Annotated in this window: 14 protein-coding genes, 1 tRNA gene and 1 pseudogene; 6 read left to right on the top strand and 10 right to left on the bottom strand. The window is 43.8% G+C overall.

The features are described from left to right. Nucleotides 1-760: pseudogene (locus SD31_RS05265) on the top strand ((Fe-S)-binding protein); the annotation flags it as partial. A gap of 51 nt (nt 761-811) precedes the next feature. Here SD31_RS05265 and SD31_RS05260 read toward each other — a convergent pair. From SD31_RS05260 to SD31_RS05250, 3 genes are all read right to left on the bottom strand, one after another. Beyond that, nucleotides 812-898, bottom strand: a tRNA-Leu gene (locus tag SD31_RS05260). Nucleotides 899-945: 47 nt separating this feature from the next. Further along, nucleotides 946-1836, bottom strand: coding sequence for an exopolyphosphatase (locus SD31_RS05255; RefSeq protein WP_039053373.1), 891 nt, complete (start codon nt 1834-1836; stop codon nt 946-948). A 147-nt stretch (nt 1837-1983) separates the two neighbouring features. Then, a complete protein-coding gene (locus SD31_RS05250) occupies nt 1984-2238 on the bottom strand; it encodes a hypothetical protein (protein ID WP_039053372.1) in 255 nt (84 codons plus the stop codon). A gap of 216 nt (nt 2239-2454) precedes the next feature. Here SD31_RS05250 and SD31_RS05245 point away from each other — a divergent pair, with 216 nt between their 5' ends. After that, the gene (locus SD31_RS05245; protein WP_039053371.1) at nt 2455-2940 is read left to right on the top strand and encodes a hypothetical protein; all 486 of its coding nucleotides are present in this window, start codon (nt 2455-2457) and stop codon (nt 2938-2940) included. Here SD31_RS05245 and SD31_RS18520 read toward each other — a convergent pair. The 3 genes from SD31_RS18520 to SD31_RS18510 form a co-directional block, all read right to left on the bottom strand. Further along, nucleotides 2937-3767 carry a BamA/TamA family outer membrane protein gene (locus SD31_RS18520; RefSeq protein WP_231561202.1) on the bottom strand — a complete coding sequence of 277 codons (831 nt, stop codon included), beginning with the start codon at nt 3765-3767 and terminating at the stop codon, nt 2937-2939. The two genes, SD31_RS05245 and SD31_RS18520, sit on opposite strands and share 4 nt — an antisense overlap. Nucleotides 3768-3865: 98 nt before the next feature. Further along, the gene (locus tag SD31_RS18515; protein WP_231561201.1) at nt 3866-4120 is read right to left on the bottom strand and encodes a hypothetical protein; all 255 of its coding nucleotides are present in this window, start codon (nt 4118-4120) and stop codon (nt 3866-3868) included. Continuing rightward, nucleotides 4089-5174: a POTRA domain-containing protein gene (locus SD31_RS18510; RefSeq protein WP_231561200.1), complete on the bottom strand. Its 1086-nt coding sequence runs from the start codon at nt 5172-5174 to the stop codon at nt 4089-4091. Before SD31_RS18510 ends, SD31_RS18515 begins: the two co-directional genes overlap by 32 nt. 109 nt (nt 5175-5283) lie before the next feature. Between SD31_RS18510 and SD31_RS05235 the strand changes: the two genes are divergently transcribed. Genes SD31_RS05235 through SD31_RS19935 form a run of 4 tightly spaced genes read left to right on the top strand, consistent with a single transcriptional unit; the run spans nt 5284 to nt 8525 of the window. Beyond that, complete coding sequence (locus tag SD31_RS05235) at nt 5284-6033, top strand: TrmH family RNA methyltransferase (protein WP_039053370.1); 750 nt, start codon at nt 5284-5286, stop codon at nt 6031-6033. A gap of 23 nt (nt 6034-6056) precedes the next feature. Then, nucleotides 6057-7232, top strand: coding sequence for an MFS transporter (locus SD31_RS05230; RefSeq protein ID WP_039053369.1), 1176 nt, complete (start codon nt 6057-6059; stop codon nt 7230-7232). A gap of 16 nt (nt 7233-7248) precedes the next feature. Beyond that, a complete protein-coding gene (locus SD31_RS19940) occupies nt 7249-7917 on the top strand; it encodes an AI-2E family transporter (protein ID WP_262506545.1) in 669 nt (222 codons plus the stop codon). Nucleotides 7918-7922: 5 nt separating this feature from the next. After that, complete coding sequence (locus SD31_RS19935) at nt 7923-8525, top strand: AI-2E family transporter (RefSeq protein WP_262506544.1); 603 nt, start codon at nt 7923-7925, stop codon at nt 8523-8525. A gap of 13 nt (nt 8526-8538) precedes the next feature. On the opposite strand, the gene SD31_RS05220 is transcribed toward SD31_RS19935, so the two are convergent. The 4 genes from SD31_RS05220 to SD31_RS18500 form a co-directional block, all read right to left on the bottom strand. Beyond that, the gene (locus tag SD31_RS05220; protein ID WP_082021823.1) at nt 8539-9057 is read right to left on the bottom strand and encodes a 2'-5' RNA ligase family protein; all 519 of its coding nucleotides are present in this window, start codon (nt 9055-9057) and stop codon (nt 8539-8541) included. A gap of 10 nt (nt 9058-9067) precedes the next feature. Next, the gene (gene dnaE, locus SD31_RS05215) at nt 9068-11248 is read right to left on the bottom strand and encodes a DNA polymerase III subunit alpha (protein ID WP_231561199.1); all 2181 of its coding nucleotides are present in this window, start codon (nt 11246-11248) and stop codon (nt 9068-9070) included. Further along, the gene (locus tag SD31_RS18505) at nt 11233-11418 is read right to left on the bottom strand and encodes a hypothetical protein (protein ID WP_231561198.1); all 186 of its coding nucleotides are present in this window, start codon (nt 11416-11418) and stop codon (nt 11233-11235) included. Before SD31_RS18505 ends, dnaE begins: the two co-directional genes overlap by 16 nt. Before the next feature lie 112 nt (nt 11419-11530). Further along, nucleotides 11531-12013 (bottom strand): PHP domain-containing protein, encoded by a 483-nt coding sequence (locus tag SD31_RS18500; protein ID WP_231561197.1) that lies wholly within the window; start codon nt 12011-12013, stop codon nt 11531-11533. Nucleotides 12014-12177 lie beyond the last annotated feature (164 nt).

Genomic DNA, 12177 nt, shown 5'->3' with positions numbered 1-12177 from the left:
CGAGCGAAAGGTGAAACTCCTGACTTGCTATTCTGGGTAGGCTGCTGGCCGGATCCTTCGACGAAAGGGCCCAACGTATACACACGTGATATCTGCAAAATCCTCCACCAATGTAGGCATCAAGTATGCTATACTGGGCACCGAGGAGAGTTGTACGGGAGATCCTGCCAAACGTGCCGGCAACGAATTTTTGTTTCAGATGCAGGCGATGATGAACATCCAGGTGTTGGATGGCTATGAGATAAAAAAGATTGTCACCGCCTGTCCACACTGTTTTAACACCTTGAAAAATGAGTATCCTGCGTTAGGAGGAAATTATGAAGTCATCCACCACACGCAGCTTATACAATCTCTCATCGACGAAGGGAAGCTGCGTCCTGCCGATGGTCATGTATTCAAAGGAAAGCGTATCACCTACCACGATCCTTGCTATTTAGGTCGTGCCAACGAGGTATACGAAGCTCCCCGTAAGGTATTGGAAACCTTGGATGCCGACCTAGTAGAGCTTAAACGCTGTCGGAGCAACGGCCTTTGCTGTGGTGCCGGTGGTGCACAGATGTTCAAAGAACCGGAAAAAGGAAATAAAGATATCAACATAGAACGTATCGAGGACGTCATCGAAAGCAAAGCCAATGTGGTGGCGGCAGCGTGTCCTTTCTGTATGACCATGCTTCGTGATGGCGTCAAATTAAAAGAAAAGGAAACTGAAATCGAAGTGCTCGATATAGCGGAAATTACCGCTAAAACAAATGGGTTATAACTTATATAGGACTTAATGAAACAAAAAAGGGAAGAAAAATCTTCCCTTTTTTGGTACCTAGGAGCAGATTCGAACTGCCATGCCCTTGCGGGCGCCACCCCCTCAAGATGGTGCGTCTACCAATTTCGCCACCTAGGTATGTTTTGTAAGCACAAAATTATATCTTTTTTTGATAGAATCAAGAGTTAATTAGAGATAATTTCCACATAATTTTTGCGGATAAGCTGTTGGATAATGCCATCTGCCAAACCTACTCTGGGAGTCACGATGTTACGTAATTTTCCAGCCTTCATAATGGTAAGATAAATTTCAGCGGCTGGAATGATAACATCAGCACGGTCGGACCGCAGGCCCAGATCAAAGATACGTTCTTCCAAACTTAACGACTTTAGATGTTCATACACACCTTGGAGTTTTTTATAGCCAAAGGCTTTGTCCACGCCGTTATTTACCAAGCGCGAAAGCTTATTGATATTACCCCCTGTCCCTATGCCGTATACCTCCTCATGGTCGGAAGTATGTGTTTTCACCCACTCCTTGAGATCCTGCCAGATTTCCGGCGTATCCTGTCCATCCAGAATGCGGATGGTTCCCAAGTTAAAGGATTTAGAAGCTTTGAGCTCACCTTTTGCAAATAGCGATACTTCGGTACTTCCTCCCCCTACATCCACGTATAGATACACCTTTTCTTTATCCATCACGCCGCTTAGGTATGCATTGTAAATAATTTTAGCTTCCACCGAGCCATCGATTATCTGAATATCCACACCTACATCTCTGCATGCCTGCACGATCTGTTTGCCGTTCTTTGCATCCCGCATGGCCGACGTGGCACAAGCCATATAATCGCTCACCTTATATACATCCATCAAGTCACGGAAGGCTCGCATCGTTTTCACCATATCCTCGAATTTGGCTTCCGAGATTTCACCTTTCACGAAGGCTTCATCTCCTAGACGCAAAGGCACGCGTAACAAGGTGTTTTTGGAGTATTGTACCTGTACGCCCTTTCTTAAAATATCGGCAATCAACAAACGTATGGCGTTGGATCCTATATCTATAGCTGCAAATCTCAATTCTGTAAATATATTTATATGTTACTAGAATAAAAATAGCATTTTAATTGGCTCTAGAAAACAAAAGTTTTAGTTTCATCCATAACATAAAAAAGGCAACTCCTGAAGGATGTTGCCTTTTAAATATCTTACAAAAGAAAGGTTCACTTATTTCTTTCCAAAACCTAAGATTGCAAATACAACTTTGAAGGCGATATACGATGCTACTAAAATTGCAACATTTGCAATAGTAGAAAACAAGAAAGTATATTGATTTAATGCTTTTACCTCATCCGGAACGAATCTAACAAACACACCAAATAAACCGATGATAATAGCAATAGTCAAAGTCACGTAGTAGTGTGTTTGATTTGCGTTGTTATCTGTTGTTTTAGGTTGTCTCTGCGCTGCTGTATTTTCCATTATTATTTTTAATGTTTTTCTTCTATTTTTTCTCTTGTCTTTTGCAAATGTACAAAGTATAGCTACATTTCAAAAATATTTTCCCCATGAAAATAAGGTATTTTTCCACAATATCATAAAGAATTTAGTATCATTGTCCCGGAAATAACATATGAAAGCATTACACGTCTATATCGTCCTTTTTTTTGTGCTTTTTTAGCAGTCAGCGTACAGCCTTTGCCGCTAACAAGCTACCAAAAGATTGACAATTTTATGGTGAAGGAAAATCTTACCGCCAACGGTAAAATTGCCATCATCGCTGTAGACTCTGCGGATATAGCTCAAGACCATATCAATGGAACCTTCAAATTTTCGATAAACGGATTTGAGCAGGCCTTAACTTTCCATAATGGTGTTGCCGTAGCTTCACACCCCATATCCGAATCAACATTCGTATTTTTCAAGCATAAAAATCACGACAAGACGATAGGAAAACTTTATTTTCTATATAAAAAGGACAATAAAATAACACCATTCAAAATCAATGGTTTGCTGTTGATTATCATTCCTACGATTATTCTACTTATAGCCTACACTTTCAAGAGACTGCTCAGCACTTTTCTCATCCTTGCTTTGATTTACGGATATTTTTCTTTCAGCAAAGGACTTTCTATCTCACAAATCCTAGAAAGCGCTTTCCATGTGCTCAAGAACTTACTTTAGAAAGGCATCCCCACTCCAAAGTTAAATTGAAACAGTCCGTAGCGATCCGGTTTATGCGTATCGTAGTAAGCTCTTTTGAATGGCCCCAAGTCAAAAAGATGTTGGATGACCCATTGGTCTTTCCCTTCAAACTGTGGGTCTTTAAGCTTTAGTCCCGTATCCAGGCGTATAGTAAAGTAATCCATATCGAAGCGTAGTCCGACCCCCGTTCCGATGGCCACTTGTGAGAAGAATCTGTCGAATTTAAACAACCCTCCTCTATTCAGCTCGTTTTCCCGTAGCAGCCAGATATTTCCCATATCGAGGAAAGTAGCACCATTGAGCTTCGCCCCAAAGAAATTGTTCCATATACGGAATCGATATTCAAGGTTGGTTTCTAGTTTAAGTTCTCCTAACTGATCCAAATTTCGAAGGTTACGGCGCAACTCTTCTCTGATCGAACTTCTGTTATAATTTCCGGGTCCCAGTGTGCGGGCCTGCCATGCACGCATGCCGTTCATCCCTCCTGCATAGAAGCTTTTTTCAAAGATTAGCAAACGTGAATTGTTGCCGTAAGGTACTATAGCGCCACCATTGAAACGGAACACAACCTGCTTATTTCCTCCCAAATAGCGGTACAATCTATAATCCACCTCACCTTTGAAATACTGCAGGTAGGTCACACCAAACAAGGTCTTGCTGTCGTCATCATTTTTCCTAAAGTTGAAAATACTGCTCAGCAGTCCCAACGTATTGCCACTAAGATCTATGGCTCCACGGAAAAAGGAAAAGTCATCGAGCTTCTGCAATTTATTGTTGTTCCACGTAATGGCATATTGGGCTCCCAAACCAAAATACTGCCTATCGTTGGAGGCGATATAGAGCTGGTAGCCTTCCTCAAGCAGCTCATTCCTGAAGTTCTCGTCAAATTTCCCTGCTCTGTATTCTACGACGATGGTGTATAGCTATGCTGAAGATTAGGGTTCTGCCACCACGAATAATTCAAAGTATTGATAAGATATCTGTTGGAATAGGTTTGATCCTGATTAAAGATCTGCAGGCTTGTAGAGAAGGTAGTCTTCGGTAGACCATATCTTCCGGCATTTCCCCAACCGAATGGCAGCAGCATACGTGGTACGACGAGGTTTACACCAGCCTGAAAGTCGTTGTTAAAGATTTTCTGAGACAGCGATCCTGCCAAGCGCGGAATCGAAAAGCAATCCATAGCGCACTTTAAGTTCCAACAGTTCGGATCCACCAAAGATGTTGCGATGAGAAAATGTATTACCTACGTTAAAGCCTCTCATCCCGGAACTAAATGTATATTCTCCTTCAATCTGGTTGGACATCAGTGCGCGGGGGATAAGCTCATACGTCACATTCAGCCTGCTGCTATCCACCTTTTCGTAGTTTATACGCACATTACGGAAGCCGTTGGTCTCGTACAACCTGTCGTAGGAAATATTTTCGTTTGCTAGGCTATAATTTTCTCCCTTCTTCAAAAACATATACCGCATGAGCGGCTTAGCCTTATACTGATTGGTATAATCTGTAAACAAGACTTCTCCTATAGTATCAGCGGGTATATTACTGCCTACAAGCTGATCCTGTGTATGGATGACAAGACGTACATCATTAATCTTATACACACGCAAGGTATCGTCGGAAGAAGACACTTGGATTTTCAAATCAGCAAAATAGCGGGTCTTGGTAGTATCTATGGCCACGCGCATATGCTGACGAAGGTAATCATAATACCCTTTATCACGGGCCGACATATACAATGCCTCCCGCAGCGCGACCAGTCTGTCCATGTCATAAGGCTCGTTGGTCTTTACTTTGGAGAAAGGTTCTACCTCCGTATGGTATATGAGCTCTATATGCCGATTGTCAAACTCTGTTTCTATATTCCCTACACGGAATAAGGTGTCTTTCTCCACTAGGAAGTGGATATGCGTCTTTTTCTTGTTTGTCTCTATCTGAGGGCTTACGTGAGCTTTGAAATATCCTTTGGTCTGTAGAAAACGCTGTATCTGCAAAGCAGAAAGATCTACCAATGAGCTATCCAGAATATGGGGAGGTTCCCCCACTTGGCGAATTCTTTTCGGTTTTATTACTTTCCGTTTTTGGTTATTGAATATATTGTAAAGCGTAAGGTTTAGAGCCGAGTTGGGACGTATTTCATTCGAAATATACTGGTAAGCGGATTCTCTCAGCTCTGTAGGAACCCCTTGGATGTCGACTTTGGTAACCAAAGACTGATCCTCATCCAGGTACTTCGCCGAACGACAGGATTCAAAAAATAGAAGTAAAAATGTTATACTTGCAAAAAATAAAAATCTACGCTTATTATTCATTTACTCAATGTTGTCGAAAGCTCAAATAAGTTTAATTACTTCACTACAAAACAAAAAATTCCGTATACAACATAACGTCTTTATCGTTGAAGGAATTAAATCTGTATTAGAGTTTGTGCATTCTTCCTACAAGGTACAAAAAATATATGCTACCCCCCAAGCCTCGACAAAGTTGAGCAAAATACCTCAAAATATAAAACTAGAGGAAATAAGCGAGCAAGAATTTAAGAAAATTACGACACTAAAAACACCTCAAGGGGCGTTGGCTATAGTAGAGATTCCTCCATATAAACCTTTAGAAGAGGAGGAGTTGAAAGGAAAACACAGTATAGTCTTGGATGACGTGCAGGATCCTGGCAATTTAGGCACTATCATCCGTACAGCAGAATGGTTCGGTATTGAACATATTGTCTGCTCCATAGGCACAGTAGATGCCTACAACCCAAAGGTGGTACAAGCCACCATGGGATCCTTGTCGCGCGTAAAGATCCATTATGTGGACATCGAACAGTTTATCGACAACATACAGATTCCAACCTTCGGAGCATTGCTGGAAGGTCAATCCATCTATAGCACAGATTTCGGTCCGGAAGGGTTGATTATCATGGGGAATGAGGGCAACGGCATACGTTCCAGCCTTATAAGCAAGATCGACAAGGCGGTGACTATCCCGCGTATCGGTCAGGCGGAATCCCTAAATGTAGCGGTAGCTACCACTATCTTCTGTTCGGAATTAAGCCGTCAAAAGCTGGCTTAACAGACAAAACACTTCTTTTTTTTATGCATACTGAAAATACACAAAGCATCTACACGCTTTCGTTCGGCTTATTGTGTTTGAGTACATTATTATTTTCGGCGAGCTTCAATATGATTATTCCGGAGCTTCCGAACTATCTATCTTCCCTTGGTGGTGCAGAACATAAAGGGCTTATCATATCACTGTTTACCCTGACTGCGGGGATTTCCAGACCTTTCAGTGGCAAGCTTACCGACAAATGGGGGCGCGTGCCAGTGATGGCTGTAGGCTCTTCGGTATGTGTGCTATGCGGGGTGCTGTATCCGGTTTTAAGTAGTTTGGCCGGCTTTTTCCTGCTGCGCCTTGTTCACGGCTTTTCTACAGGTTTCAAACCTACCGCTACCTCCGCCTATATTGCAGACATCATTCCTTCTCAGCGTTGGGGGGAGGCCTTAGGCATGCATGGTCTTTGCTATAGCATTGGCAGCGCTTTCGGTCCTGCTCTAGGAGGATACCTAGCCCATATCTACAACCTAGATACCATGTTCTATTGTTCGTCACTGCTGGCTTTCCTTTCCATCATCATAGTTTTCAATATGAAGGAAACGTTACCTACTCCTCAGAAGTTCAGAACATCCATGCTACTCATCTCACGTCGTGATATTTTCGAGCCACGTGTTTTTCCTGCTGCCGTAGTCATGGTCCTTAGCATCAGCTCCTACGGTGTGATACTCACCTTAATTCCTGACTGGAGTGAACATTTAGGAATCAGCAATAAAGGTTTATTTTTTACCGTATACACCATTGCTTCTGTAAGCATTCGCCTTATTACACGCAAGATGGCGGACAGGCACGGGCGCACCCTAGTGATGCGTATTGGAGCGGCCATCACAACTGTCGCCATGCTTATACTAGGTTTGGGTGAAGGCATAATCTATCTTATTGTAGGAGCTACCGTCTTCGGCATAGGCAACGGCATCCTTTCTCCTGCGCTCAACGCTTGGACCATAGATTTATCTCTTCCTACACATCGTGGCAGGGCCATGGCTACGATGTATATAGCCCTAGAAGTAGGAATCGGACTTGGCGCATTATTTGCTGGATATATCTATCAGGATATGTTGCCACGGATTCCTCTCATTATTTGCGGAAATGCCCTCTTCGTTTTCCTGTCTTTATTGTATATTTATTATTGGGAGAGAAATAGAAAAATAAATTAGGACTAACCTTAACTTTATGGATGTAAAACCGTCGAACAGGCCATACTCTCTGCAGTTGGCTTCCAGCTTGTTGGCGTTGGCGTTGATTTTGGGGTTGATGTATGTAGCGCAAAGCATACTTATCCCTATACTTTTTGCCACCCTCATCGCCATATCCTTATTCCCTTTAGCTCGCTTCTTTGAAAAACTTAGATTGGGAAAAGCTGTAGCCTCCCTGCTAGCGGTGACGGTAGCCATAGCGATTATTTTTGGTATTGTCTGGTTTATTGTTCATCAGAGTATCATCATAGGCAAGGATGCTACCGCGATTACCGACAAGGTGCTATCGGTATTGGAGCGGGCCCAGAGCTGGCTGCAGGAACGTTTCGGCATCGAACGAAACCAAGTTATGGATAAGCTGCGCGAACAGGGTAATAAGTCCTTGGAAAATATAGGGGGTGTGCTTACAACAACCTTCGGCTCTGTAGGCAACACGGTGGCCAATGCCATCCTCGTGCCTCTCTACTGCTTTTTCATGCTATACTATAGGGATTTCTTTCGTGAATTTTTCTTCAAAGCCTTTAAGACGAGTCCTCAACATAAGGTGAACGAGGTACTCAACAAAATCTACGAGGTAGTGCAGAGCTACCTTGTGGGACTGGTTACGGTGATGGGCATTGTAGCGGTCCTTAACACCGTAGGCTGATGTTCATGGGTATAGACTATGCTTGGTTTTTCGGTACGCTGGCCTCCCTGCTTATGCTCCTCCCCTATATTGGCATAGCTATCGGCTCCATCTTGCCGGCTTTTTTTGCTTTAGCCGTAAAGGACAGTGCTTGGTATGCCGTAGGGGTTATCGCTTGGTTTCAGGTCGTGCAATTCCTCGAAGGGAATATTATCACACCCAATATCGTAGGCAGTAAAGTAAGCATCAATCCCTTGATGGCCATCGTAGGCATACTTATCGGCGGTATGTTGTTCGGCCTTGCCGGGTTAATTATCGCATTGCCATTCATCGCTACACTCAAGGTGATTTTCGACGCCATCCCATCCATGGAAGCCTTTGGATTTCTCATCGGCGAACCAGAAAAAGAACACTTGAAGCGCAATTCCACGCAAGAGCTACTCATGAAATGGGGTATAGTGCGTATGCCTAAAAACAAGAAGAAAATTGAAGTGGACATCCATATCCAAACGGATAAGAAAAAAGAATCTCAGACCACAGTTTCTTATAAAGAAGTCAACGAAAGTGAAGTACTTCCGGAAGAAAAGATGAAAGAAAAGCTTTCTAAAAACACATCCACGGAAGAATAGCGTACTCCATTTATCAAAATCGGATAAACTCCTTTAGGTCGTACTGCTTTCTTTCAGGATTAAATTCACGGAACATTACGCCTTCACATACGAAGTTTCCTGAATAGTTGTTAAAAAGCCTATTTGCTATAGCCATCTGTTCGGGCTTGAGGGATCTACCTATAGACAGATGAGGATGGGTGCAGATATATGCCTCGGCAACTACCGCTCTCACCTGCTCCCCCACCGCAGCAAAAAGCTGTTCCAAATACAGACAAGAATGTTTTTCTGGTCTGATATACAACGTTTTGCTATTTTCAAAGAAGCCAAAGCCGTCCAGCAGTATTTCCCGTATTTCCCAATTGAGGATACGGTCCCTCACACGCTTTTGGATTTCCTGTAGCGTTGTGGAGTCACACTTAAACTGGCTGATTGTAAAATGTGCCAGCGAATTTACGCTAGGGTACCACCCTATACGTCTTTTCAGCTCTTGTTTGATGTTTCTTATCTCTTCAATCAATGTGAAGGGGTGTACGACAATAGAATATTGCATCGTCTTTTTTCTATTTATTTGTTCCAAACTTATATCCCAGCTTGTGCATGCTGTATACTTCCACGCTATACACGCCAAAATCTTCGATTACAGTACCAAGAATCTCGTAAAATCCTGTTCCCAAAAATGGATATTGCCGATAGACGGGCGGAAAATGGACCGTATCAAGCCAGTTACCTTCCACGTCGAGGAAGGTGCCGAAACACATACGTTCCCGTTTTATCGTCCTTGTTTCTTTCAAGGTGACAAAGCGGCCTATGATTTTGATTTGTTGTCCCAGATAGTCTGGCAGATCCCTGACCGTGATACTTCCTGCCAGATGTCTTTCTTCCAGCAGCTCGAAAAAGTCTCCCACCACAAACCCTAGGATGTCCAGCTCATCCTTGAGATCTTCAAGGCGATTTTCTTCAAAAGAAGGCAACGTAAAATGAGGTTCTGTCTCTTCTCCGAACAAGCTTACCGTCACCTTGGTGGCGATACGTTTGCTCTTAAAGTTGGCTTCCCACAGCAGAGTTTTCTTATCCAGTCCGGTGAAGCGCAACGCACCGATACGTATGAGCAGGTTGAGCTGTTCTGGCGCTGGTCGCAGACGCTGCAGCACATCTTCCAAACTGAGATAGGGACCGCCGCGGTGGCGCTCCTCTACAATCTGTTTGGCAAGCTGGTCCTCCAGTCCTTGCATATGGATGAAGCCTACATACACTTCATCGCCACAGATAGCGGTAAGGTAGTCGCTGTGGTTGAGGCAGGGCAGCTGTATATTTCCACCGTGGCGCCGCAACTCATGGAAATAAAATTCAGTACGGTAAAAGCCCCCGAAATTGTTGATTACCGCGACATAAAACTCTACAGGATAGTAAGTCTTGAGATACAGACTTTGATAGCTCTCCACAGCGAAGGATGCCGAATGGCCTTTGGCAAAAGAATAGCCTCCGAAACTTTCCATCTGTCGCCATACCTCTGCTATCACCTTCTCCTCGTAGCCGAAAGCCCTACAGTTGGCAAAAAACTTATCTCTCAACTGCCCGAACTTATTTTCCGAACGGTATTTGCCACTCATAGCACGCCGCAGAATATCCGCTTCGTCCAACGATATACCTCCGAAATGGTGAGCCACCTTGATTACATCTTCTTGGTATACCATGACGCCGTAGGTCTCTTCAAGCAATTCTCTCATCTTGGGATGCAGATACACCACCTTATCGGGATCATGATAACGTTCGATATATTGCTTCATCATGCCGGACTGGGCCACACCAGGACGTATGATAGAACTTGCGGCCACCAGAGTGAGGTAGTCCGAACATTTCAGCTTACCCAACAGCTGGCGCATTGCCGGACTTTCGATGTAAAAACAGCCTATAGTATCGGCCTTACGGATTTTTTCTGCCAAAAGGGGATCTTCCAAAAACTTTTCGACAGCATGAATGTCAATATGTTTTCCGCGATGTTTGGCAACAAGGTCCAAAGCATCTTTGATATGCCCTAGCCCTCGTTGGCTGAGGATATCAAACTTGAACAATCCTATCCTATCAGCCTCAAACATATCGATATGGGCGGTAACAAACCCTTTAGGTGGTCTTTCCGTTACGGCATATGCATGGATCGGATTTTCGCTGATTAATACCCCTCCGGCATGTATGCTGAGATTTGTGGGAAAATTAATCAACAGTTCGCCGTATTTTTTAATCCACCCTTGAATCTTATCTTCCGGTGTCCACTCGGCTTGCATCGCCAGCCTGTCGATTTCTTCTTTCGGCAGCCCGAACACCTTACCTAACTCACGCACTATGGCACGTCGCTGAAAGGTATTGTACATCCCCAATAGGGCCACATGTTTACGCCCATGCCGCATAAAAATATACTCGAAGATAGCATCTCTGTCCTGCCAACTAAAGTCTATATCAAAATCGGGAGGAGAGGCACGATTAGGATTCAGGAAGCGTTCGAAGTATAGGTCTAGCTTTATAGGGTCCACATCCGTAATGCGGAGACAATACGCTACTATGGAATTGGCGCCACTACCTCGTCCTACATGGTAGAATCCGCGCTCGTTGGCATAACGCAATATATCCCAAACGATGAGGAAATAAGCGGTGAACCCTAAGTTGGAGATCATCTCCAGCTCTTTCTCCACGCGACGGCGGGCCTCCCTATTGCGGCCCCCATACCGCGCTACACATCCCTCCATGCTAGCTTGCGCAGCAATGCCACATCATCTTCTACCGACGAGGTAAAGCACTTCTTATTTTTATCCGTATGGAATTCCATCGCTATAGAGCAGGAACGTACTACCTCCATAGTCCTAGTAATGATGGAAGGAAATCGCCGCACAAAGCCGCAACCAAGTTCCCCGTTCACTTCCACTCAGCCACTTCCCCCGGAGCCAGCATCACTCATGTGGTTCTAGCTTGGAGAGCAACGTATTTTTCGCTTATTGCCCGCAAAATACGATAGCAACGCATAATAGGTCTTATCCTGATAAGTCACCGGATGCAAAATGAACAAAAGGCAACACCTCCACATATTTCTGCCAAGCCAACAAGGTCAGATGAGGAATATCCAAACCTATAAGCTCATTGGCGGCAAAGGACTCCCCTAGCAACTCTTCCCTATAGCGGAAAATGACCCATACATCCTCTTCTACAAAAGAAGGCCGTGCTGGAAAGGGCATCTCCTGCTGCTTATGAGTCGACAAGAAGTCATGGATAGCCATCAAGCCACGATTATTTTTGGCCAACAAGACATAACAAAAAGTATCTTCATTGCGGACTTCCGTCCCGATGATAGGCTTTATTCCTTCCTTCTGACATTTATACACAAAATCCCAACAGTCGGCCGTAGAATTGATGTTGGTCAAGGCCAGCACTTTCACACCTAGCTGCGAGGCGTGCTCTATTAATTTGGCAGGCTCATACGTACCGTAATGGAAGCTAAACCAAGTCTTGCAGTTCAAAAACATAGTACAAGATTACGAATTAACCTTTATTTTACTAAAAAAATTAGCAAAATTTTATACGCAAAAAACATATGAAGCACCAATCTTTTAGTAAATTGCGCTTTATGATTCCATACATCGATATACATACACATCAACATAKRGTTCAGGTATAGTCCCCA

This window comes from Sphingobacterium sp. T2 (assembly GCF_000814685.1).
Taxonomy (GTDB): Bacteria; Bacteroidota; Bacteroidia; order Sphingobacteriales; family Sphingobacteriaceae; genus Sphingobacterium; species Sphingobacterium thermophilum.
Note: the sequence above shows the minus strand (reverse complement) of the source record. Positions and strands in the feature narration are given on the sequence as shown.